16 protein-coding genes are annotated in these 25,262 nt (G+C 39.1%); 11 read left to right on the top strand and 5 right to left on the bottom strand.

What is annotated here, in order from left to right:
* Positions 1–3: 3 nt before the first annotated feature.
* Complete coding sequence (gene secA2, locus ABE41_RS17065; protein WP_066292954.1) at positions 4–2,367, bottom strand: accessory Sec system translocase SecA2; 2,364 nt, start codon at positions 2,365–2,367, stop codon at positions 4–6.
* A gap of 198 nt (positions 2,368–2,565) precedes the next feature.
* Here secA2 and ABE41_RS17060 point away from each other — a divergent pair, with 198 nt between their 5' ends.
* The 9 genes from ABE41_RS17060 to csaB all read left to right on the top strand — a co-directional run bounded on the left by ABE41_RS17060 (position 2,566) and on the right by csaB (position 16,138).
* Positions 2,566–3,570 (top strand): acyltransferase, encoded by a 1,005-nt coding sequence (locus tag ABE41_RS17060; RefSeq protein WP_066292951.1) that lies wholly within the window; start codon positions 2,566–2,568, stop codon positions 3,568–3,570.
* 135 nt (positions 3,571–3,705) lie between these two features.
* Positions 3,706–4,821: an S-layer homology domain-containing protein gene (locus ABE41_RS17055; protein WP_066292949.1), complete on the top strand. Its 1,116-nt coding sequence runs from the start codon at positions 3,706–3,708 to the stop codon at positions 4,819–4,821.
* A 161-nt stretch (positions 4,822–4,982) separates the two neighbouring features.
* Entirely contained in the window at positions 4,983–6,908 is a 1,926-nt protein-coding gene (locus ABE41_RS17050; protein ID WP_066292947.1) for an S-layer homology domain-containing protein, read from the top strand.
* 147 nt (positions 6,909–7,055) lie between these two features.
* Positions 7,056–8,966: an S-layer homology domain-containing protein gene (locus ABE41_RS17045; RefSeq protein ID WP_066292945.1), complete on the top strand. Its 1,911-nt coding sequence runs from the start codon at positions 7,056–7,058 to the stop codon at positions 8,964–8,966.
* 457 nt (positions 8,967–9,423) lie between these two features.
* Positions 9,424–10,161 (top strand): WecB/TagA/CpsF family glycosyltransferase, encoded by a 738-nt coding sequence (locus ABE41_RS17040; RefSeq protein WP_066292943.1) that lies wholly within the window; start codon positions 9,424–9,426, stop codon positions 10,159–10,161.
* Complete coding sequence (locus ABE41_RS17035; protein ID WP_066292940.1) at positions 10,154–11,734, top strand: putative polysaccharide biosynthesis protein; 1,581 nt, start codon at positions 10,154–10,156, stop codon at positions 11,732–11,734. The genes ABE41_RS17040 and ABE41_RS17035 overlap by 8 nt, the downstream gene beginning before the upstream one ends.
* Before the next feature lie 204 nt (positions 11,735–11,938).
* Positions 11,939–13,009: a glycosyltransferase family 4 protein gene (locus ABE41_RS17030; protein WP_066292937.1), complete on the top strand. Its 1,071-nt coding sequence runs from the start codon at positions 11,939–11,941 to the stop codon at positions 13,007–13,009.
* Positions 13,010–13,139: 130 nt separating this feature from the next.
* Positions 13,140–15,068: a DUF5693 family protein gene (locus ABE41_RS17025; RefSeq protein ID WP_066292925.1), complete on the top strand. Its 1,929-nt coding sequence runs from the start codon at positions 13,140–13,142 to the stop codon at positions 15,066–15,068.
* Entirely contained in the window at positions 15,065–16,138 is a 1,074-nt protein-coding gene (gene csaB, locus ABE41_RS17020; protein WP_066292922.1) for a polysaccharide pyruvyl transferase CsaB, read from the top strand. The genes ABE41_RS17025 and csaB overlap by 4 nt, the downstream gene beginning before the upstream one ends.
* A gap of 236 nt (positions 16,139–16,374) precedes the next feature.
* Here the strand turns inward: csaB and ABE41_RS17015 are convergent, their stop codons facing one another.
* Positions 16,375–18,261 (bottom strand): LTA synthase family protein, encoded by a 1,887-nt coding sequence (locus ABE41_RS17015; protein WP_083207852.1) that lies wholly within the window; start codon positions 18,259–18,261, stop codon positions 16,375–16,377.
* Between the two features lie 186 nt (positions 18,262–18,447).
* On the opposite strand from ABE41_RS17015, the gene ABE41_RS17010 reads away from it, so the two are divergent.
* A complete protein-coding gene (locus ABE41_RS17010; RefSeq protein WP_066292920.1) occupies positions 18,448–20,367 on the top strand; it encodes an FAD-dependent oxidoreductase in 1,920 nt (639 codons plus the stop codon).
* A gap of 188 nt (positions 20,368–20,555) precedes the next feature.
* Here ABE41_RS17010 and ABE41_RS17005 read toward each other — a convergent pair whose 3' ends face one another.
* From ABE41_RS17005 to ABE41_RS16995, 3 genes are all read right to left on the bottom strand, one after another.
* Positions 20,556–21,725, bottom strand: coding sequence for an acyltransferase (locus ABE41_RS17005; RefSeq protein ID WP_066292917.1), 1,170 nt, complete (start codon positions 21,723–21,725; stop codon positions 20,556–20,558).
* Positions 21,726–21,937: 212 nt separating this feature from the next.
* Positions 21,938–22,993: an LCP family protein gene (locus ABE41_RS17000; RefSeq protein WP_066292915.1), complete on the bottom strand. Its 1,056-nt coding sequence runs from the start codon at positions 22,991–22,993 to the stop codon at positions 21,938–21,940.
* Positions 22,994–23,182: 189 nt separating this feature from the next.
* On the bottom strand, positions 23,183–23,815 hold the full coding sequence (locus ABE41_RS16995) for a YigZ family protein (RefSeq protein ID WP_066292909.1): 633 nt from the start codon (positions 23,813–23,815) through the stop codon (positions 23,183–23,185).
* A 294-nt stretch (positions 23,816–24,109) separates the two neighbouring features.
* Here ABE41_RS16995 and ABE41_RS16990 point away from each other — a divergent pair, with 294 nt between their 5' ends.
* Positions 24,110–25,258 (top strand): sensor histidine kinase, encoded by a 1,149-nt coding sequence (locus tag ABE41_RS16990; protein WP_066292904.1) that lies wholly within the window; start codon positions 24,110–24,112, stop codon positions 25,256–25,258.
* Positions 25,259–25,262 lie beyond the last annotated feature (4 nt).

Genomic DNA, 25,262 nt, shown 5'->3' with positions numbered 1-25,262 from the left:
TCCTTATTGTTTTTGCTTTTGATTTTCTACAGCTTGCATGAACTGTGTCAGTTGGCGAATCGCCGCTTTATGAATCTTGTGGCGTGTCCCGATAAAGATCTGCAGGCCTTCTTTTTCATATAATCTCATAGGATCGTCCTGTCCATAACGGCGGAGTCCGATTCCCTCTTTTAAGTGGCTCATCGCCTCTAGATGACTGACCCATTCACGGTCTAACGCCATCACTGTATAGCTCTTCAGCCATTGTGTCATCTTCTCATCAGCTTGCATAAAGGCTTCAAGTTCCTCTAGATAAACAGTGAGCTGTGCCTTCAGATCATCTTGAAGTTCATAATCTTCCTGGTAGCGATCTTTTAATTGAATGTAGTTTCCGTAAATCATTGTTAAGTCGTGCTGCAGTTCGTCTAAACGCCATTCTTCCGGCAGTAAATCTTCTGTAATATGATCGTTGTACACTTTTTCAATCGCTTCCTCAGCCATCTCTTTTACATAAGGGAAGACCTCTTCTTTAACTAAAAGCTGATCGCGAAGCTTGTAAATGATCGTACGCTGCTGGTTCACGACATCATCCAGCTTTAGCGTATACTCACGGCTAGAGTAGTTAAAACCTTCACAGATGCGCTGCACACGGTCCATGAATGCAACCGGATTCTGATTTAAAATCAAGCCTGTATCATCGGTTTTCATTCCTTTTTGCAGCTTTTCCATCTCGTCACGAGCAAAACGCTTAACGATCTCATCCTCAATACTTACGAAAAATTGAGAGCGTCCAGGATCTCCTTGACGTCCAGACCGGCCTTTTAGCTGGTTATCGATACGGCGGCTTTCATGACGTTCTGTTCCCAAAACATAAAGCCCGCCAAGCTCTTTTACGCCTTCGCCAAGTAAAATATCAGTTCCGCGGCCAGCCATGTTTGTCGCGATCGTAATCTGTCCTTTTTGACCAGCAAGACTGATCAACTGTGCTTCTTGCTCTTCGCTCTTTGCGTTCAGCAGTTGATACGTTAAGCCTTTTTTATCAAGGTAGGATGCCACTTCTTCAGACTGTGCGATTGTAGTTGTCCCAATCAACACAGGCTGCTTCGTTTCGTGGATGCGAGCTACTTCCTCAGCAATCGCTTCGTACTTTTGCTCATGTGTCGCATAAACACGGTCCGTCATATCTTCACGCTGACGCGGTTTATTTGGCGGAATCGGAATAACATGCATGCCGTACACATCACGGAATTCTTTTTCTTCCGTTTTCGCAGTTCCCGTCATTCCAGAAACCATCGGGTACATTCTGTAATAGTTTTGAATCGTAACAGAGGCTTGTGTTTTGTTTTCTTCTGTTACTGTAAGTCCTTCTTTGGCTTCAATCGCCTGATGAAGGCCGTCACTGTAACTGCGGCCTTCTAATATACGGCCCGTAAACTGGTCAACGAGCTCCACTTTTCCGTCGCGTACGATATAATCAACATCGCGCTTCAGCATGATCGCAGCACGCAATCCTTGAAGAACATAGTGGTAAAGCATCTGATGTTCAAGTTCATATAGGTTGCCAACACCAAAACATGCTTCAATGCGGTCTATTCCTGCATCAGTTAAGCTTACAGATTTCGTTTCTGGATCAAACAGGTAGTGCTCTTCTTCTTTAAAACGCTTAACAAGCTGTGCACAAACATAATGCAGCTCCTGGCTTACTTGTGTTTTACCCGCAACGATTAGCGGAGTTCTAGCCTCATCAATCAGTACGCTGTCCGCTTCATCTAAAATCGCAAAATGATAAGGACGCTGAACCTTTTGAGAAGGTTGCTGCACCATGTTGTCTCGAAGAAAATCAAAACCAAACTCATTACCGACACCATATGTAATATCTGCTTGATACGCAGCTGCTTTATCTTCAGGTGAGATCTGCGGAACATTCAGTCCAACTGTTAATCCAAGAAAAGAATGAATCTGTCCAATAAATTCGCTGTCACGGCGAGCCAAGTATTCGTTAACCGTGATAACGTGAACGCCTTTGCCTTCTAGTGCACGGACATAAGAGGGAAGGGAAGCGACAAGCGTTTTACCTTCACCCGTTGCCATCTCAGCAATGTTTCCTTCTAATAGAACAAGTCCGCCAATCAGCTGCACGTCAAAGTGGCGCATGCCAAGCACACGCTTGGAAGCTTCACGTACAACCGCAAACGCTTCGAACTTTATGTCATCGATTGTTTTTCCTTCTGCGAGCTGTTCTTTAAACTCAGCTGTTTTTGCTCGCAAATCTTCATCTGTATATTTTTTAAAAATAGTTTCCAGCTCGTTGATTTGGTCTACCATTTTGGTGTATTTCTTCAACGTTCTTTGCTGCTCATCTATGATGTTTTTCAAGTAGGTCAACATCTTACTCTCTCCTTATTAAATACTGAAACTAGTATATCACAAGGATTTATAAAAATATCCAAAAATAGAATGATTTTGTCAAAAATGGTTAAATAATCTGCTGGTGGGAAAGAAAATATTGTCATATACCAAACCAATTTGTATGATTAAGACGAAATCAACAAAATTTCATAGTTAAATAGGAAAGCAGGGAATGCATTGATTCAATACGCAAACGCACTTCGATCACTGGCTATCATGGCCGTTGTTATGATTCATGTAATCGCTTCATTAATGGTAGTGGATATTTCTAAAACGTGGTGGCTAGGAAACCTTATCGATAGTTTTGCACGATGGAGTGTTCCTGTCTTCGTTATGGTCAGCGGAGCATTGCTTCTGGGGAAAGAAGAACCTCTTTCTGTGTTCTTTAAAAAGAGAGCCTCCAAGATCATCATACCGTTCCTTTTCTGGACACTGTTTTATGAACTTTTTAAAGTCAGAACGCAGCTGGATCTGTTTTCAATTGAAACTGCAATCAAAAATATATATACAGGAAAAGCCTATTACCATTTGTGGTTTCTTTATATGATTGTCGGAATTTATTTCGCAACTCCGCTTTTTCGTGCTATTGCACACCGTACAAATCTAATGATTTATTTTGTCGCTATTTGGTTTTTTATGTGCTTCGAAAACGTAATCTTCTATTTTACGTCCATGCACATCGGTTTCAAGATGGGGATGTTCTGGGGATTCGCTGGATACTTTTTATTAGGCTACTTGCTCGCTAAACATACAATAAGTAAAAAAACAACGATGCTTATCTATGCGGGTGGAATCGTTGGAATGCTGGTTACAATCTTTGGTACGTACTGGGCAACGTCTTCAAAAGGTGCTTTGGACATTTTTTGGCTAGATTATTTGTCGCCAAATACCGTGCTTGTTTCAGCTGCAGTTTTCGTATTATTTAAACATTCGTTTAATATGAACGTGCCATTTATGAGTTCATTTGCAGCTGCAAGCTTTGGAATCTATTTGATTCACCCGTTCTTTCTAACCTTATATAAGTCTGGTATTTTTCAAGATCTCTTTGGCTTTGCGCTTCACAGCAGAACGATTCACGTACTATTCGGAGTCCCCGTAACGTTTATTGTTGTAACTTTATCTAGTTATCTAGCAGTCGTTATTCTTCAAAAGATTCCGTTTGTTAAGAATATCGTTCCATAGTATATACTGGATAATTATTTTAAAAATTTAAATACTTAACATTTCCTCCTAAAGATAGTAAAATAAGCATTAGAAAAAGTTCCTGAAAGATATTATTATTTCCAAGAATGTAAAATATAAGAGGAGGAAAAGAATTTGAAGAAAAAACTAGCAAGTTCATTATTGGCTTTGTCTCTGTTGGCAACACCGTTCGCTGGTCAATCTGCAAGTGCGGCTGGATACAAAGATCCGTTTACATACTATATGCCGGTAGATATTGAAGGGCACTGGGCTGAGAATAACTTATGGGAAATGCTGTATGCAGACATTGTAAGAGGTACAATTGAAACTGTTGAGGATGACGGGGTAGAATTTGATTTACTTTTTCTAAACCCAGACGACAAAATTACTCGTGGTGAGTTTGTTTCTTTTATCGTACGTGCTTTGGAATTAAAAGCGAATGGAAAAACTGTTCCTTTTAAAGACATCAGTAAACACTGGGGAAAAACACACATTCAAATTGCTTATCAGAATGGAGTAGTAAGCGGAACATCTGCTACAACATTTGAGCCAAACAAGAAAATTACGCGTGCTGAAATGGCAGCTATGCTTGTTCGTGCATTTAATAAAACAGTAGAATTTGAGAATGGTACTCCAAAAGATTACAAGGATCTTCCTAAGGATCATTGGGCTTACAACCATCTTCGTATGGTGAACGGATTAGACATTATGAAAGGTATTTCAGCTGATAAGTTAGCGCCAAACAATCAGGCAACACGTGCTGAATCCATCGTTATGATCTACCGTTCTCTAAAAAATGAAACAGCTAATCTACCTACTAAAGAAATGCTAGAATTAGTTATTTTGGATAACGAAACTAAAGGTACAAAATACATCAATGAGAAAAACTGGGATGCAATGAGGGACTTAATTGATGTTAGACAAATGGGATTTGCCCACTCAGCAAGTAATACTTTTTTAGATATGATTTTAGAACCGAAATTTGTAGTTTACAATAGCGTTCTTACAGGTGATATTGGAATCGATTATGAAAATGCCGAGATTAACACACGCCTTGTAAAAATAAAGCTGGAAAATGCAATATATGATATGGAAAGAACAGAAGATGGGGAAACTGTAGAATACGAAAAAGATGCATCAGGTTATGCCTATCTCCGCTTAGAAAATAATCGCTGGAGACTGTATACATCCGATGAAGTTGAAAGTAATTATGAAGAATGGTATGAATTACTGTTTGGAACTGAAGAATAAAATTAAATGAAAACCCACCTAATTCAGGTGGGTTTTTTCTTTTTCACTATAATTGTTAAATAAAAGATAGTCTGAAAGTTCCTAGCAAATTATGTAGAATATTGGTAGATTAAGAGAGGGTGTGGTGAACCTTAGTAATTTTTACAAATGGGGGTAGTATAGTGAAAAAATGGTTGGCTTTATTATTATTGTCTATTGTCATGTTGTTCAGCACATATTCAGCTAGTGCAGCTGATGACATTACAGGGCATTATTTTGAAGGGGATATGAGAAAGCTCATCGATTTGGGTTATTTAAAAGGGGAAGTCATTGATGGCCAGACTTACTATAAGCCAGATCGTGATGTAACCCGTGCCGAGTTTGCGGCATTTTTAGTACGTGTTTTAGAAGCGCAAAATTTAGAAGTCATCAACCCGAAAAGTTTTTCTGATGTAAAAGAAGGCGCATGGTATTACAAAGTTGTTCAGCAAGCTGCTGAAATGAACATTGTTAATGGTACACCAGACGGCAAGTTTTTGCCTGATGCACCGATTTCAAGAGAAGCGATGGCTTCCATGATGAATGGAGCTTTTGAATATAAAGGAATCAAGCTTCCAGAAGCAGAGTTGAAGTTTGCAGATGCTTCAAAGGTCCAAAGCTGGGCAGTACTTTCTGTAGAAAGAATGGTTTATGCAAAAATTATTGCAGGATATGGTGATAACACGTTCCGTCCTTCTGAGTATGCAACACGCGGAACGACGAGCGCATTTTTAGTGCGTATGATAGACGTTCTGAAGAACCCGCCTAAACCGCCTGTTCCAAACTTTTATCTTGCAACAGTAACAAAGGATTCTACTACAAATGTTAAAGAGTATGAAACCTATGATGAAGCAAAAGCTGCAGCGACAGATGCTAATCACGTTGTTTTAAAAGACAACAAAGTCGTTTACATGAAGAGTGGAGTTGTTTCTCCAGCTCAAGTTCAGCCACTTGCATCTGTACTCTATAAGACTAGCGGATTTGGAGATCATTACTTTAGTTTAGTTGCAGGAACAGAAACGGAATTTTTAGATGCCGGTGAAACATGGGTTAAGGTTAAGTTCAATAATACAATCGGTTACTTTAAGATGAATGAAGCAACACTTCATCCGACTGTTAAAGTAAAAGGTGCATCTTATTATAAGGCTGAAAACGGAAAGCTGACACACTATACGTATAACGTGAACACAGATACTTATGGTGCATTTTGGTTTGGAAGCAGCGGAACCCTTCCGAATGGAGACTATAAGAGTAAAGATGGTCATTCATTTTCTGGAAACGGCAACACTTATAACATGTATCAGTACTTTAATGTAATGCCACTTTATACGAAGACAAGCTACACGGCAGAACAGCTGAATGATTTTGTTAAGAATAATAAGCCTGAATCAGCTGCGGACAATACGATTCTCGAAAACTTAGGACAAGCATTCAAAAATGTAGAAGCTAAATATAACGTCAATGCGATGTATTTATTGTCTCATGCCATCCATGAAAGTGGTTGGGGCACAAGCAGGCTTGCTATCGATAAAAAGAATCTATTCGGTATTCGCGCAGTCGATGGCTCCGCGTATGAGAGCGGCGATACATTTAAATCCTATGAAGCATGTATTGAAGTTCTGGTTAAGGAATACTTGCTCGATCCGACTTCCAGCTATTTTATTCAAGGATGGAAAGCAAACGGTGAAGTTGTTGGTGATAAAGAACTAGGTATGAATGTTCGATACGCATCTGATCCTTACTGGGGACAAAAAATTGCAGGTTATATGTACAGAATTGACCGCTACTTAGGTGAGAAGGAACGTAACCAATATGGAATTTCGGTAACGTTAACGGACGGAGTAAATGTAAGAAGCGATGCGACAGCTGAAGCTAGCAAGCTGTATTCCATTCCTTTAGAAGGTACACCAGTTCTTGTTTTAAACGAGGTGGCGTCTAAAACTAATGAAGGAATATGGCTTCAAATTGCACCAAAGAATTTAAATGGTGCTAATTATGAAAAAGCATTCGTTTACAAAGAAGATGGACCATATGGAACACTTCTGAGAGATTTACCTTTAGCAAAATAATATTTTCGTAGAAGGCTATTGAACCTAATTTCAATAGCCTTTTTCTTTTTGTCTAGGAAAATATAATAAAATTTATGGTAATCTTTGGTTGTAGTTTGATAGAATAGTAGTGGGAAAGTGGAAAAATATTATTTTGGAGGGGAAGTTTTGAAGAAATTTTTGTTGGTTTTAGTATTGCCATTTGTGCTTCTGTTCGGATTGGGAGCACAGGGTGCATCGGCGAGTGATGGTCTAGACACTAAGTATTTTAAAGTGCCAATGAGAGAATTAATTGAACTAGGATTAATGGAAGGTGCAGATAAAAACGGCGTAATCGATTACGAGCATGACAAAACGATTTCTAGAGCTGAATTTGCAACGTTAATGGTTCGTGTGTTAGGAAAGGGGAATATGCCTGTAACCAATCCGACTGATTTTTCGGATGTTCCGACAAACTATTGGGGATATACTGCCATTCAACAAGCAGCACAATTAGGAATAATTAACGGTACAGGGAATGGAAAGTTCTCTCCGACAGCTAATATTACTCGCGAGCAGATCGCATCAATCATGAATAGTGTTCTTGAGAAACAAGGTATTGCTCTTCCTGCGAAAGATTTGTCTACATATGATGACGCAGATCATGTGAGTTCGTATGCAAAACTTTCTATGGAAAGAATTGTGGGAGCTGGTATTTTAGCTGGTTCAAACAATAAGTTAAATCCTAAAGAGAATGCTACGCGTGGAATGACGTCAGCATTTTTGATCCGTATGCTGGATTATGCAAAGCCTGTTTATTATGTAGGTACAGCTACTGCGAATGAAACAAAACAAGGCACGCAGTATGCTAGTTATGCTGAAGCAAAAGCAGCAGCAACTGGAACAAATGACGTTGTTTTAAAATACAAAAAGATTGTTTCCATTGAAGAAGGTCAAGTGACGAACAGCATTATTGCACCTACAGTTAACCTTTGGAATGACACAACGTTCAACCATATAATTATCGGTGTGGCATCAGGGACACCGGTTGAATTTTTAGAATCTGGTGAGAATTGGATAAAAGTAAAGTTTGGCGAAAAGACGGGTTACGTAAAATTAAAAGAAGCGAAGCTCATCCCTTCTGTTCAAGTTAAAGGTGAAAGCTTTTATGAAGTAAAAGACGGTTTGTTAAGACATTATGTGTACAATGCCCACGCGCAAAAGCATGAATCTTACTTGTTTGGACGAAGTGATGCAGATATGCCTGAGGGTAAATATGTAAGTGAAAATGGCAGTCTCTATAAGAATGAATCAACTGGGGCAACATATGAAGCTCATCAGTATTTCAATAAGCTGCCTCTTTACACGAAGACTTCGTATACTGCTGAGCAACTGAATCAATACGTGAAAGACAATAAACCTTCTACTCTTGGAATTTCTGTTCTAGAAACAATGGGTGCAAAGTTTAAAGAAGTTGAAGAGGAGCAAAACATCAATGCGATGTATATGCTTGCCCATGCGATACATGAAAGCCAATGGGGTACAAGTGAATTTGCAAAAAATAATTTTAATTTATTCGGGTTAGATGCTTATGACGGTTCTGGAGAAGCAGGTGCATTTGCTAATTATGATGAAGGTTTTAACGCACTTGTTGATCGCCTGACTAACCCAGATAAAGGATATTTCACAAAATCCTTTAAGTACCAAGGCGCATTCCTTGGGAACAAAGATCTTGGAATGAATGTTTTCTATGCGGCAGATCCATACTGGGGTCAAAAGATTGCTGGTCACATGCACAGAATGGATGTAGCGTTAGGAGGCAAGGAACGTAATAGGTATGATATTGCGGTTACTTTAACTAAAGGTGCTACAACTAAAGTAAGAAGTACACCGACTGTTGGTGATAATTTGTTGTATGAACTTACAGTAACAGGGTTACCTGTTTTAGTTCTTGATACAGTTGTTACTGAAAAAGAAGGAACTTGGTATGAGATTGCACCTAAGAACTTAAACGGTGCTAATTATGAAAAAGCTTATGTGTACAGTCATGGAGCGTCCTACGGAACGAACATGAAGCTTTTGAATTTGGCTCAAGAGTAAAAGCAAGAAAAAAGCCTGACTTAAGGGAATGAGGTATGTTCCTGGGGGTTAGGCTTTTTAAATTGGCCGGTGCACCCCGCCAAATAATAGTGTGGATTGTCGACTCGCGAGTATGTGCTTGATTTTCGTGAGATTATGGTAATTTCTCGTGAGAATAAGATTCAAATTCGTGAGATTAACACCAATTCTCGTGAGATTATCATTTTTGATGTCCCTTATGCGTTTTCCTAGCACCATTTTCACTTCACAAACTGCATATCATTTACAGAAAACTTGGATAATCCCACCACCTCCCTCAAAAACTAAAGTGGAAGACGACCTATTATAAGGTGAAACATATAGTTACAGACCATATAGTTTAGGACCGTTTTATGATATATTTATTAGTGTTTTACTTAAAATAGGTAAACTTTGCTAAAAAAAGCAAAGTTAATTAAGGAAAAAGTGGTGACTTTCATTGAAAAATACAGTTCGAATTCTAGGTGTAGATTTCGTAAACTCAACATTATTTGAATTCTTAAATACATTAAGCGGACATCTGGAAAGAGAAGAAAAGACGTTTGTTGTAACGGCGAATCCTGAGATCGTAATGAAGGTTCGTGAAGATGCAAACTACCGAGCAGTCGTTGAGAAAGCAAACTATGTAACAGCGGACGGTATTGGTGTTGTTAAAGCAGCGGGACTTCTTGGGAGGCCGCTTCCTGAACGTGTAACCGGTTTTGAAACGTTTATGGGACTTCTTCAGATTGCTAACGAAAAAGGATACAGTATTTATCTATTAGGTGCACAGGATGAAGTGCTTCAAAAAACAGTTACTGAGATTATGACACAATTTCCTAATGTGAAGATCGCAGGTGCTCATCACGGTTTCTTTGATTGGAATGATGATCATATTCCAAACGAGATTCAGCGCACGAAACCGGACCTTATTTTTACTGCGCTAGGTGTTCCTAGACAGGAGCTGTGGATCGGGCAGAACATGGACAAGTTTGAAAAAGGTGTATTCATGGGAATCGGCGGATCGTTTGACGTGCTTGCTGGAGCGGTTCAACGCGCACCGGAATTCTGGCAAAAAATGAACCTAGAGTGGGCTTACCGATTGATGAAGCAACCATCTCGATGGAAGCGCCAGCTTAGCCTGCCGCACTTCGCATTAAAAGTAATCCAGCAAAAGGTGACGGGCAAGCATGAGTAAGAATACGTTCATCAGAGGAGCACTCATTTTAACGATCGCTACCTTTTTATCTAAGTTTTTAGGCTCTGTTTTCCGTATTCCGCTTCAAAATATCGCAGGTGACGATGTACTTGGTATTTTTAGTCTCGTTTATCCTGTTTACATGACAGCGCTAATTCTGTCAGTTGCCGGAATCCCGATTGCGATTTCAAAATTAATTTCAGAAGCTCGAGCAAAAGGCGAGGATACTGAAATCCGAAACATTTTTAACACGGCCGGTATCTTAGCCGTCATTTTCGGTATTCTCTCATTTAGCTTCTTATACGGATTTTCATATCAAATCGCAGAAATTTTAGGCGGTCAAGAAACGAGAAGTTCACTTATTGTCGTATCTATCACGCTTTTGATCGCGCCTTATATGGCTGTTTACCGTGGATTTTTCCAAGGTTACGAGGATATGAAGCCAACTGCTTACTCCCAAGTGATTGAGCAGTTTATTCGTGTGGCACTCGTTATCGTTGCCGCTTATTATTTTGTTTCTATTCAAGCGGATAACGAAACGATCGCAGCTGGTACGATGGCAGGTTCAGCAATCGCGGCACTCATTTCGTTAATCTTTTTAAGAATTCTTTTTCAAAAATCGAAACTTAAACCGGGCTCGAATCGTCCATATACAATAGAGGCGTTTAAAAAGTCGAGTAAGCACATATTAAAGCTATCTCTGCCGATTTGTGTAGGTGCTTTAACGATGGCGTTGTTGAATGTTGTTGACTCATTGACTATTCCTTCAGCGCTGAAAATGGCAGGGAATACAGCGAAAGAAACCTTTTACTTAAACGGTATTTATGCACGTGGTGCTTCGCTTGTTCAAATTGCCACTGTGTTCTCAACTTCAATTGTTTTGCCGTTGATCCCATTAATTACAGGGAAAATAGCCAAAAACGAGATGAATGAAGCGAATAGAGTAATTAAACGCTCGTTCAACTTAACGCATTTATTCTCATGGCCTGCAGCCGTAGGGATTGCTGCATTAACTCTTCCATTAAACATAGCGCTTTTTACAAATGATGAGGGAAGTCTTGTTGTTGCGATCGTAAGCTTCAGTTCGGTTTTCACTTCGCTTGCTGTCCTTGGAACAGGAATTCTGCAAGGAATCAACCGACCAACAGCAGCGGCAATCATTATCGTAGCAGCTGGAATCGGGAAAGCACTTTTAAACTTTATGCTGATTTCACAGTATGGATTGTTAGGTGCAGCCATCGCAACATTGGTTATTTATATTGTTATTACAGTTGCCAATGCGCTTATAATTAAACAAACGTTTAAATTGCCCTTTGTAAATCGGTCGATTTTAACCTTTGCGATTGGAAGTTTGATTATGGGAGCAGCGATTGGTTATCCAACATTATTAATAGATCTTTCCGGACGTCTTGCAAGCTTATTGTATGCAGGTGTTGCAATAATAATCGGCGGTGCGCTTTTTGCGGTTTTCATTTTGCTGACAAAGGGAATGACAGTAGAAGAATTACAATCTTTACCGTTTATCGGAAAGAAATTGGGTCGATTTGGCAGGGTTTCTAAAAATAATGCTTAAGTATTTAGCGGAAACTAACTATAGCAGAAAAACGCTTTCATTTATTTAATAATTTGTTAACGATTTTTTCACACAAAATTGAAATTATCTATGCTATAATTTTCTCTGTGTATAAATTAAAAGTTGATTTTTGTCGAAATCAAACACAAAAATAAATTGCGTTTTTACAAACAATAATCATCACGCCAATTGGGGAGTGTAACTATGACTTACTGGGCATTGTTAATATGTTTTATTGCGTCGGTTCTTTTGACACCTGTCGTGAAAAGGTTCGCCTTTTTCGTTGGTGCAACGGATAAGCCCAACCAGAGAAAAGTTCATCAAAGAATTATGCCGCGTTTAGGCGGATTAGCGATTTTTATCAGCTTCGTGCTCGGAGTACTTATCGTTCAGCCTGCGAGCCAATATACGGTTCCAATTGTACTTGGAGCAATCGTTATCATCATCACAGGTGTTTTTGATGATATTTATGAGCTTTCCCCTAAAGTGAAGATGCTTGGGCAAGTTATCGCAGCTGGTATCGTCATTTATGGTGGAGTAGAAGTTCATTTCATCAACTTGCCATTTGATTACCGGTTAAGCCTAGGATTCCTTGGAATTCCTTTAACGCTCTTATGGATTATCGGAATTACGAATGCCATCAACTTGATTGACGGACTTGACGGACTTGCAGCAGGTGTATCATCAACGGTATTGATCACCATCTCAGGTATGGCGATTTACAATGGCAACGTTCTAGTTGCTGCTCTTGGAATCATTCTTTTAGGAAGCACATTAGGGTTCTTGGTTTACAACTGGCATCCAGCGAAAATTTTCATGGGAGACACTGGAGCGCTATTCTTAGGATACATGATCGCTGTTCTTTCTCTTCTAGGGTTTAAGAACATCACATTATTTTCACTCGTTGTTCCGATTATCATTCTTGGTGTACCGATTTCAGACACATTGTTTGCGATTATCCGCAGATTCTTGAACAAGAAACCATTATCTGCACCAGATAAATCGCATTTGCATCACTGCTTATTAAACAGCGGAATGTCTCACCGTCAGACGGTACTTGTGATTTACGCGATGAGTGCACTGTTCGGACTCGCAGCGATTCTTTTCAACTTAACAACGCTTTGGGGATCACTCTTAATCCTTTCCGTGTTGCTGCTGATCACTCAGTTTATTGCTGAACGAATCGGTTTAGTCGGAAAAGATCACGCGCCTGTAAATAAATTTTTAAGAAAGATTTTTTACGGACTTAAAACGAATCCGAGAGTCGGAAAATAAAAATGAAGAAGGACATCAGTTAGCTGGTGTCCTTTATTTTATGGGTATCTCTTGCCGCTCTTTATAAGAATGCCGATATTAAGGTAAAATAAAAGCACCAAGACCTGAACCGAGAAAGGAATGTTCTTTGTTGAAAAAAGTATTATTCGGCCTATTGATTGTATCCTTGCTGCTCACCAGCCCCATGATCTACGAACGCATCAAAACCGAGTCGGCAAACAATACATATGAAGTGATGGTTCCGTATACGGACCTAGAAATTTTGAAAAGTGAAGATGTTTCTACTAATGAAATTTATAAAAGATTAAAAGATGCAAAAGTCCATTCCATCACGCTAGAACCTGAAAATATAAGCTCACTAGAAACCCAAGGTGTGGTAGCGGTTCTTAGTAAAAGTGATATTCAAAATTATTTTGCTTTAACGAACAATTTAAATACAAATAAACTTCCAGCTAATGAGGGGATCTTTGTAAGCTATCTTAAACAAGGTCACAAATCTGAGCAGTACTTGCAACGTGCTTTTAAAGATAACATTTCAACTTTAACAGCGAACGGTCAAAAATTTTATTTTATTGAAGGAAAAACAGATGACGACCCTAAAATTGAGGATAAATCATTAGGCTATTTTAATACAGACACATACCAAGAGATTGTGTCCAACGGTTTTCAGGTGGTTCCTCGTATAAAAAATGACTTTTCTTCATCTGATGAAAAAGACGGTCATTCCAGCAACGACACCATGGTTAGACAGTTATTAAAATTCCCTAAAAACGAAGTAGATAAAGTTCTGTTTATTGGCAAAGAAGTTGTTGGTTATGATGGTACAAGTAAAGAAAAATTAGTTAAATATGCAAACCAATTAAAATCTAATGACTATGATGTAGTTGTTATTGAAGGAACAGAGCAAAAGGGGATGCAAACTTTTGCGAAAGAAATGAATTATGATGTGGAAAGACTTTACTCTGAAAACAGAACCAGTGAAAACGCTGCTTCTGAACGATTATCACGAGCGGTAAAAGAACGTAACATTCGAACACTATTAGTGAAGGTTCAAAAGTTAGATGACAAAACTGCAGAAGCTGAATTTAAACAAATGATTAACGAAATTCAGGATTTTCATGCAGAAGTACCTGGTTACTTTAAAACAGGTGAAGCCCAGCCATTTAAAGACATGAAGGACTATAAACTTTTACAGCTATTTGCTTTCTTAGGTGGTTCAGTTTATCTTGCATTAGCTGCTGCATCTGTTCATAAAAAACTAACTATGCTTGCTCTGATCGGCGGATTGGCAATTTCAGCAGGTTACTTATTTCTTGGAGTTGGGATGCTGTTAAAAGGATTTGCTTTATTAGTAGCTGTAGCTGGTCCAATCTGGGCAATACTTAGAGTTCGTCATGCAGATAACATTAATAAAATCGTTCTTAATTATGTAATGGCTGCATTAATTGTTTTCGCTGGCGCTTGGCTGGTAGTGAGTTTACTTTATGGAGATGCTTATTTATATAAACTAGAGGAATTCCGAGGGATTAAAGTGTTACTTGCTTTACCAATTTTAGTAACAGCTATTGTTCTTGGACTCCAGATTAACCATGCTTCATCTCTAAAAAGGTTTATCAGTTATATTAACAGTCCTGTTCGTTATTGGCATGTCTTAGTACTTGGAGTTGTAGCTATTATCGGTGCATACTACTTAAGCCGTTCAGGAAACGCAGGAACAGCGAGTGCACTTGAATTAACATTAAGAAGCAAGCTTGAAGAGCTTATGTTTGTACGTCCGCGTACGAAAGAATTCTTAATCGGATTCCCGTTCTTTGTGTTTGGGCTATACTTATTCCGCAGATATGCAGGAATTGCGAGTGCGTTCTTGGTTGTTGGTGCGATCGGGTTTGCATCCATGATGAATACATTTACACATCTGCACATTCCTTTACTATTGTCCGTTCTGCGCTCCGTGTACGCACTTGTAATCGGACTCATAATCGGACTTGTAATGATCGCAATTTATAAAGCAATAAAAGATAAGTTGTACCCGTACGTACGTGAAAGGTGGATACAATGAAAGTAGTTTTATCAGGATATTATGGATTTAACAACATCGGGGATGAGGCGATTCTTCTATCGATCATCTCCGCTTTAAAAGAACAAAAGCCGGATATTGACATCGTGGTTCTTTCCAACGATCCGGAATTTACAAAGAGAACATATGGTGTTGATGCCATCAACCGCTGGCAGATGAAAGATGTTTTTGCTGTATTGAAAACTTCTGATGGACTGATTTCAGGTGGTGGGAGCTTGCTTCAGGATAAAACAGGTATGAAGAGCATTCCTTATTACACAGGTATTATGATGCTTGCTCGTATGGCAGATAAACCGTTCTTTATCTATTCGCAAGGAATGGGGCCGATCGATAAGTCAGTGAGCCAGTTCTTGACAAGAATGATGCTGAAAAAAGCAGGGAAGATTACACTTCGTGATACTGGGTCGATTCAGTTGTTAAGAGATATCGGGTTGCGTAATGAGATGGAGCTGGTACCAGATCCAGTGCTAGGTTTTCATTTGAGTGAAGCTAAGTCTGATTGGTACCAGCAGCAAGGTTTTACGAAGCCTGTTTTAACCGTATCTGTTCGGGAGTGGCCGACGACTACCGATTTTAAAAAGAAAATTGCTGAAGCACTGGATGATTTTATTCGCAGAGGGAACGAGGTTGTGTTTATCCCGATGCATGATAAGCATGATGATGATACTTCCCGTGAAATTTTCGCGATGATGAATGAAAAAGCGTATGTAGCACCTTATAATGCTTCGATCGAGGAGAAGGTATCGATCATTGGCTTGTCTGACATGCTATTAGCGATGAGACTCCATGCTTTGATCTTTGCAGGAATCATGAACACGCCTTTCCTTGCGTTGTCTTATGACCCGAAAATTGATGCATTCTCAGAGCAAGCCAATCAGCCGGTGTTTGCTCATGTTGATGGTGAGTGGACGAGTGAAGAGCTAGCTGAAGCGTTACGTCGCCATTTAGAGGCGCTGCCGCAAGAGAAAGAGAAGTTGGCTGCAGCAGTTGGTCCATTAACCGCGAAAGCGAAAGACACGGCGAAACAAGCGATTGAGCTGTTTTCGAGGTAGTTTAAACCCTGTTAGGATGCTTAAAGGTGTTCTGGCAGGGTTGTTTATTTGTCACAGAATGTCGACTCGCGAGTATAATATTATTTTCGTGAGATTAATCAAAAACTCGTGAAATTAAATTGCGTTTTCGAGAGATTAAACTTAATTCTCGTGAGATTACATTAAAAAAGCTCTGCAAAGAATTCTTTGCAGAGCTTTTTATACCTTTAATGTGTACATCTACACATCGGTTCTCTCTATTTTTCTGGCAACGACTTTAAATACTGATCAGATAAGCCCAATAGCTTCAAAATTCGGTCATAATCTTCCTTGTATGGAGCATGCGGCACTTTAGTTGCGGTCTCTAGTGTCAATGCTTCACCATCATCAAACGATTTTTCCGGTTGAAACACAATATGATCATTAAAGAACGAGCCAGCCGGCATATAATAGCGCATACCAATTAAGTTTTCTTTATGATTCAACAGATCCTGGCCAAAATGAACATAATCATTCAATGACACTCCTAATAAGTTAGCCAGCGTTGGCATCATATCAAGCTGACCAGCGAGCTGATCGGAAGTCATTCCGCCATCAGTTATTCCTGGGGCTGTAATAACAAACGGAACATTGAAGCGGTCAATTTTCGTATACTCATGTCCTAAGAATTCTTTCAAAATCTCAGGGTCTTTTTCCTTAAACATTGTGTGGTGCATTCCCATATGATCCCCGTAATACGCTAGTACCGTGTTTTCCCACATTCCTTCAGCTTTTAACTGATCGATCAACTTTCCTAACACCATATCGTTGTAGCTGATCGCTCGAATATACTTTCCAACAATTGAACTCTTATACTTTTCTGGAAGCTCAAACACTTCTTTATCAGCTGGAATCTCATAAGGATGATGGCTTGTCATTGAGATAAAATGGGCATAAAACGGTTTGTTTTTAGCATGTAAGTCCATTAACAACGGCATTCCTTTATTAAACATCACTTCATCAGAGGGGCCAAGTCCAATGAGGTCCTCCTTACCGAAAAACTCTAAAGCATAGTACTTATCAAAACCTAAAGAAGGATACAGCTCTACACGATTCCAAAAATCAACTTTATCGGCATGAAGCGTAAAGGTTTTGTAGCCTTCTTCTTTAAGAAGCTTCGGCATACTCGGAAAAGCCTTTGTCTCAAAAAACGTTGATGTCGCAACCATTCCAGCAGGGTAGAGTGAAGTGTTTGCGATAAACTCGGCATCAGACGTATTCCCGGCACCAGTCTGCTGATAAAGGTTGTTAAAATAAAAGCTGTTTTGAATCAGCTTGTTCATGTTCGGAGTTACTTCTCTACCATCGATCTTCAAGCCGATAGGGAAGTCTTGCATTGACTCGAACTGAATTAAAATCAGATTGCGGCCTTTCGCAGCCCCAAAGTATTTACGTTCCGAATCAGGAATTTCTTTTATCCCTTTAATTTCATTGATTTTATCTTGAATCGTTTCTTCACTCTTTAACTCTTTTTCTGTAAGAGCAGCAGCTTGGGGAAGTCCGCCGTTTGGTCCGTAATAAGCCTGCAGTGCTTCAAAATTAAAGATTCCTTTTGTCTCTGCAGCTAGTGCAGAGTTCGTGATGATCTCATCTTTATGAAGAAATAAGTTGGCTAAACAAGCAGCAAAGGAAAGCGCTAAAATCGGACCGATTACCTTGGTTTTTGAAAGTTTTAAATTAGAATATAAGGGAAGTTTTCTAGTTAAGAGAACTCCTATCATTACGAGAAAGTCAGCATATAGAAGAAAATATTCCGGCTGAATCAGCTGCGTCACACTATCTTTCACTGCGCCTACTTGTCCAGCTTGCATTAGGGCATAATAGGTTGGAATGTTACCGAAGTAAGAGTGGTAAACGGCAATTCCAAAGAATAGAGTGGATAACAGTAAATTTATCATTAAGTAAAGCGGAAATTTCAGCTTATTTTTCGCTATGTATTCAATTAGACAAGCAAAAAGGAGGATATAGCTGAGTTCAAGCGAAATGGTATCTAACAAATTAATATCCTGAAATAATATATATCGAGCAAATAAGGCTTTTAAAGCCATTGAAAATACAAATATGAAGAAAAGAGATCCAAAAAATGCAGTTCTTCCTTGTTGCAAATCGACACCCCCGTTAAACAATTGTTTAATAAATTATACCCAGTCCGCTTTTCTTTTGTAAAGAAACTGTATATTTCTTGTAAAGCTCAATTCGGCAAAAATCGACAAAACTAGAAGTGTACTGGGTAAAAATTGTCTGATATACTAATTTTATGTTAAATTTTCGTTACAAAGGATGTTGTGGGGATGAGAAATAAAGGTTGGATGAGATGGGCTGTATCAGGAGGATTACTGGTCGTTCTGGTAGTGGCATTTATTTTTATAAAAAAGATTTATCCATATCCTACTACGGTTGCAAAGATGGATGTACATCCATATGAAGCGCCGGATTTAGAGGAACAATATGACGTTATCGTCGTGGGTGGAGAACCAGAGGGAGTAGCAGCAGCCGTTTCAGCTGCGAAAAATGGTTCAAAGACATTACTAATTGAACACCGTGACGGATTAGGCGGTCTTTTTACATATGGTGCACTAAACTTTTTGGATGTAAGTTATGATAAAAATCAAAAATGGGCAAATCAGGGTGTATTCCTTGAGTGGTTCAAGCTGACAGGAAGCCGGATCGGATTTGACTTAGAGGATGCCGAAACAGCGTTTATGCAGCTAGTTCAAAATGAAGAAAACTTGACGTTATCACTAAATACAAAAATGAATAATGTTGTGAAGGATGGCAATGCTTTAACAGGCATCGTGCTAACTGATGAGAGCGGAGAACAACATACCATTTCTGCTAAACGCTTTATCGATGCGACTCAAGACGCAGACTTAGCGACGGCGGCTGACGCACCATTCTTTAAAGGTGGAGCAGATATCGGCTTAGAAGATCGTAAAATGGCTGTGACGCTTATGATGCACTTTAGCAATGTGGACTGGGATAAAGTTCAAAAAGCTGCGAAAGACGGTGTTTTTGGTGGCGGGGAAGTGACGAGTAATGTTGCTTGGGGTTTTTCTGATTTGCATTATGACTACAAACCAGTGAACCCGCAAACCAGATTGCGCGGATTGAATGTCGTTCGCCAGGATGATGGTTCGATTTACATTAATGCGCTGCAGGTTTTCGGGATTAACGGTTTGAATGAATCCGACAAACAAAAAGCTATTCAAATTGCCAAAGAAGAAACAAAACACATTTTAGCTTACTTACAAAAAGAGTTCCCTGGCTTTGAAAAAGCTGAAATCGAAAGCTTTCCGCCAGAGTTGTATGTGCGTGAAACACGCCATGTGAAGACAGAATATCAGCTTCCGATGACAGACATCTGGGAAAATAAAGACCATTGGGATTCCATTGGATTTGGAGCTTATCCTGTGGATGTTCAAGCAACATCACCTGGAGATTACGGTTATGTCATTTCAAAGCCGGAGCAGTATGCGATTCCTTTCCGTTCGTTGATTCCTTTAAAGGTAGATAACTTGTTGATCGCGAGTAAGGCTGCAGGATACAGCTCGATTGCGGCAGGAAGTGCACGTGTAGTTCCAACTGGAATGACTTTAGGAGAAGCAGCAGGTGCGGCTTCAGCTATTTCTATAAAAAATGAGACGACTTTCCGTGAGATGTCTGAGAATAAAGAGTTAATTAAAAAGCTTCAGGATACATTAAAAGAACAAGGCGCGAACCTATACGCTTTTGATATCAAGTTCCCTTATGAAGGAGAATGGTTCTACGAAAACACGAAGCCATTGATTAATTATGGTCTTGTGGTTGGAGGATATACGAACGAATTCCCTGTAAACAAACCAATTAGTGAAGTATCTTTCAGCAACTTGTTGACGAATGGAATTAACCGCATGATGCCAGATCAAGCGAGCCAATATAAGATGCAAGAAATGAAAAAGCTGATTGATGAAGGAAAAGATGTTTTAACGGGTCAGCAAGCCGCTCAAATGCTGTTAGTGTTGAATGGTGTTTCAGTATCAGAAGAAGAGGCTTGGAACACAGCCATTGAGAAAGGATATATTGATGGGACTTTGCAGCAACGTATCAAACCGGATAGTGAGTTAAAAGGCAGTGAAGGTTATTATCTTGCTGGTCATATGTTAAAACAGTTAAAAAATAAAGCTGAAGCTGGTACAAGTAATTTCTTGTATCAGCTTCTTTTATGTTTTTGAAATATCACTTTGTCGACTCGTGAGTATTTTGAAATATTCGTGAGATTACTTACAAAATTCGTTAGATTATCGTCCATTTTCGTGAGATTAACTTCACTATTCGTGAGATTCACCGAGCTGAGCTCTCCCAGGCAACTTTCAACATAAAAAAAGAGTTGACTCGGTCACGAGTCAACTCCAAATTATGATTATGATGCTTGATAAGCTTCTTTTTTAGAAGATGGTACATAAGGATTCTTCGGTTTTGGTCCGAATAGTACCCAAGATTCCTTGAACTTCATGATGTTTCCTACAATAATCCATGAACCGATCAGTGCAAATAAGAACATTACTGCTACCGAAACATGATACAGAATTGGATCTGATGTCACAAGCACTTTACGTGCGATTAACAGCAGGATCGGGTGGATCAAGTAAATACCGAATGATACAACACCTAAGTGAATCATTACGTTCAATACTTTTTCATGTAGGTTACGGTATAACCAGTACGCGATCTGCATTAGAACTAAAGCAGAAGTAAAGGTATGCACGTTCCACAATAATTCATAAATCTTAGAGTCAATCATCGCTCCATTTGCACGAGTGGCATACCATACACCAACGTGACCGGCAGAAGTACCAATCCAAATCGCCCAAAGTGGAATCCAAACGAGAGCTTTCTTAGAGAAAAGCTTCTCTTTTGTCACAATCAGATAATCATGAATCTGCTGATAGTGAATCCCCATAAAGGCTCCAAGGAAGTAGTAAGACATATAAGAGAACGAAATACTTCCTTTTAGTGAATACTGCCAGTAGTAGTGGTTCAGCAATACGAATGCCCACTGAAGGACAAATCCAATCCAGATTGTGTGCTTCGTCACCTTAGGGAACTTCTTCAAGAACATTAAGATAAACGGAAACAGAATGTAAAGCTGGATTGAGATAAACACAAAGTATAAATGTGTGTATGCTTTACCTGTTAAAAAGTCCATAACGAACGCTCTAATCATCTCGCCTGTACTTGCATAGCCTTGAACTGTTGCTGTCATCGCAAAGTATAAGAAAGAAAAGATAAAGTAAGGAATGATGATGTAAAGCATTCTTTTTTTATAAAAGCTTGTTATGCGTTCTTTTGTTAACGGTTTGTGATAGTAATTAAAGAAAAGAACAAAACTAGATAAGAAAATAAATGTCGGTGTACCAAATTTAAAGAAGATGTTTAAAAAGTTATACACTCCATAAAGTGATGAATCTGGGTTGAAAGCTGCTACAACACCAGAAGTGGAGTGGACCATAATTACTCCGATAATAGCCAATGCACGGACCAAGTAAATTTCACGAATTTGTTGAGGTCGCTGTAATGTATTGTTCTTCATGTCTTTCACCTCGATTTTGATTGCATAGATAAATATTTTCTAATGATAAAAATTTCATAATAACAACGTTCGTAAGTGTAACATGTTTTGTTGGGATACTTAAACCATCACTTATTTCCAGTTATTTTACAATTCGGTATCCTCTCTAAAAGCATACAAAAAAAGCTTCCCTAAAGATAGGGAAGCTAAACTAAGATTTTGTAAAGATATTATTAAGGTGTTTCTGTATCTTCAGAGCCGTTTTCCTCTGACTCATTTGTTGAACTTTCAGTACTTGGGTTGTACTCATATCCAGGAAGTTCTAAGTGAGATTTAAGTTTTTCAGATACTTCTTCTACTGAATTCTCGTCTAGCGCATAGTAATAAGCGCCAGTGCTCGTATCGTCGAAACCTTCAAGCTTCAGGTTCTCAATGGTATCAATTGATTTTGAATACTTGAATAGAGCCAAGATATTGCCAAACGTAAAGTTCGTTGCCATGTTGTCGCCAACTGAATCAATTACGGTACCGTATTTCGGGATTGACTCCATTTGTGCAGATTTCTTAATGATAGCTTCAACTAGCTGCTTCTGACGATCACCACGATAAATATCTGAGTCAAGCTTACGTGTTCTAGCATAAGCAAGTGCTTCTTCAGGTCCTAGTTCTTGTAAACCAGGCTCTAAATGAATAGCTCCTGCTTCGTCTTTACTGTTTTGCTCAGTGATTTCTTTTTCTACATTGATTTCAACACCGCCAAGAGCATCAACGATCTCTAGGAAAGCATCAAAATTAAGTTTTACATAATAATCGACCGGAACATCGAAAAGTTCTTCAACCGTTTCAACTGTCAGATCCATACCGCCATATGAATGAGCATGTGCGATACGGTCTGTATTTCGTCGACCTGGAATCTCAACTTTCGAGTCACGAGGCATGCTGACCATCTTCACTGATTTATCTTCGCGGTTGAATGTAGCTAAGATAAGTGCATCCGTTCGGACACCCTTATAATCACCATTCGCACTAAAACCACGAGTAGAACTGTCATCGACCCCAGCTAAAAGCACAGAGAAATGATCTTCTGAAGGGTCAACTGCCTGTTCACGTTTCTCTGATTTCCCGCCGCGACCTAATTCTTCGTTCGCATTAGAAGTTGCATTTGCTAATTTGTATGTTAAATAAGAGCCGTAACCTACAGATGCCAGTACAATAACCAGCAATGGAACAAAGATAAAAAGTATACGACGTCGTTTTTTTCTCCTTTGGCGCATAACTTTTCTATTCATAATGGAAAACTCCTTTATCATTCAAAGAAATAAGGGCCTATACCCATAGTATAAATCTTTCGTACCAAATATATATAATATTGGTGTCAACTTAACCGTAATTTTTTGGCAATAGTTTAATGTTAAGAGACCAAAAGGAAAATAGCAACAAAATTATTGTTACATTTTGTTGAAATTAGGGAAATAGGACTATACATTTTTCTCAAGATATTCCTGCTCGCCAAATTGAATTTTACTCTGAGCATTCGTAAGATCTGTAATCCAGTCCCTAAATGAGTCTGCTTCTTTTATTGGTACATACATTTGAATTTCTACTTTATCTAAGTAGTTCATCTCTTTAACGGGATAGACTGAGTTGCGAAGTTCGTTTTCCATTTTTCCTAGAAGTGTGTAATCAACCGTGATGTGTACGATTTGATGAAGCTGACGCTGAACAACGCCAATATGGTTGAGACCTTCTGAAACGGATTTTCCATAAGCACGGATTAACCCGCCGGCACCTAGCTTTATTCCGCCGAAGTAGCGGGTAACGACAGCAACAGTGTCTTTCAATTCCCTTTTTTTGAGAACTTCTAACATCGGAACACCCGCTGTACCGCTTGGCTCACCGTCGTCATTTGCTTTTTGAATATTGTCTGTTTCGCCTATTAAATAGGCAGAGCAGTTGTGAGTGGCACTGCTGTGTTCTTTTTTTATGGATTGTATAAAACTGATAGCTTCATCTTCCGTCGTTGCTCGTGCGATGTGCGCAATAAAGCGGGATTTATCAATTACAATTTCGTGCTGGCCAGTTTTTTTGACAGTAAGATAGTCGGATAACATATATAGAAAAGCTCCCTTTAAATGATGTCATTAAAAATTTATAGTCAAAATTGTCGAAAAATCTTCAATCCTGTAAAGTAACATGATATTCTTCATTATAAGGTATTTTAAAAATCCTTCAAATTCTTTAAATATTTTTTAGCAAGAAAAGTCATAAAATTCCACTTCTTGGCGAATGTAGTATATAAGAAGGATTTATGACTTATGGATAAAAAGTCCTATATGAAAATTAGGCTAGATGGTTCTAGAACTTCCGTCTGTACTTCTTTATCGTTTTAATTGGGGGAAATTTACATGTCTGCAGCTAAATTAACGATAGATCCACATCTGTTGGACGGAATATTAAATAAAACCATCGATACGGTAACCGAAAGCCAATCGCAGATCTTTGAAATCAGTGAGCATTCTCGTCAGGAATTTCAGCAGCTGCATCGTGAACTTGAATTGGTTAAGCAGCAAGTAATCGAAGTAATTCATAAAGCTGACAAAACAGAGGACTCGGCAAAATTAGCACGAACCAGACTGGCTGAAGTAAGCAAGCATTTTCAAAAATATAGCGAATCAGATATTCGTGATGCTTATGAGAATGCCAATAAGTATCAGATCGAGCTATCGATTATTAGGCAAACCGAAAAGCAGCTCCGTGAAAAAAGAGATGAGCTGGAGCGGCGGATTCTAGCACTGAATGAAACCGTTCAAAAAGCTGAATCTCTGGCAGGGCAGATCTCTGTTGTCCTGAATTACCTGAACGGAGATTTAAGAAAGATCAATGAACTTGTTCAGGATGCCAAACAAAAGCAGGAATTTGGTCTTCAGATCATTGAGGCACAGGAAGAAGAGCGAAAGCGGGTATCCCGTGAAATTCACGATGGTCCTGCCCAACTGATGGCAAACGTCCTTATTCGCTCGGAATTACTAGAGAAAATCTATACCGAAAAAGGAACTGATGCCGCCCGTGCCGAAATAAAAGACTTAAGGGTGATGGTTCGCGACTCTCTAAAAGAAGTTCGCCGGATTATATATGATCTCCGCCCAATGGCATTAGATGACCTTGGTCTTGTTCCTACACTGGATAAGTATTTGCGAAACGTAAAGGAACGATCCCGGAAGACAGTTGAACTGCATGCTCTGGGACAATCCAGGCGTTTTCCTACTAAAATGGAGATTGCCATATTCCGTTTGATTCAGGAATCTGTCAGCAATGCAGTTAAACATTCAGATGCAAACTTAATCGAGGTTAAACTGGAGTTTACTCAAAAATTCATTTCATTATATATTCGAGATGATGGCAAAGGATTCGACATGTCTAAGCCTGCAAAATCCAATTCCTTTGGTATGATGGGGATGCGGGAGCGGGTAGAACTCCTTGAAGGTACATTAAAAGTTAAATCCCGCTTGAACTACGGTACAAGTGTTTACATTCAAATTCCCATTCAAGACTAGGAGG

It is taken from the genome of Fictibacillus arsenicus (assembly GCF_001642935.1).
GTDB lineage: Bacteria > Bacillota > Bacilli > Bacillales > Fictibacillaceae > Fictibacillus > Fictibacillus arsenicus_B.
Note: the sequence above shows the minus strand (reverse complement) of the source record. Positions and strands in the feature narration are given on the sequence as shown.

Coding starts and splice junctions, on each gene's coding strand:
- ABE41_RS17005 (WP_066292917.1), bottom strand. CDS start 21,725: ATGAAGAACAATACATTACAGCGACCTCAACAAATTCGTGAAATTTAC.
- csaB (WP_066292922.1), top strand. CDS start 15,065: ATGAAAGTAGTTTTATCAGGATATTATGGATTTAACAACATCGGGGAT.
- ABE41_RS17030 (WP_066292937.1), top strand. CDS start 11,939: ATGACTTACTGGGCATTGTTAATATGTTTTATTGCGTCGGTTCTTTTG.
- ABE41_RS17035 (WP_066292940.1), top strand. CDS start 10,154: ATGAGTAAGAATACGTTCATCAGAGGAGCACTCATTTTAACGATCGCT.
- ABE41_RS17000 (WP_066292915.1), bottom strand. CDS start 22,993: ATGAATAGAAAAGTTATGCGCCAAAGGAGAAAAAAACGACGTCGTATA.
- secA2 (WP_066292954.1), bottom strand. CDS start 2,367: ATGTTGACCTACTTGAAAAACATCATAGATGAGCAGCAAAGAACGTTG.
- ABE41_RS17010 (WP_066292920.1), top strand. CDS start 18,448: ATGAGAAATAAAGGTTGGATGAGATGGGCTGTATCAGGAGGATTACTG.
- ABE41_RS16995 (WP_066292909.1), bottom strand. CDS start 23,815: ATGTTATCCGACTATCTTACTGTCAAAAAAACTGGCCAGCACGAAATT.
- ABE41_RS16990 (WP_066292904.1), top strand. CDS start 24,110: ATGTCTGCAGCTAAATTAACGATAGATCCACATCTGTTGGACGGAATA.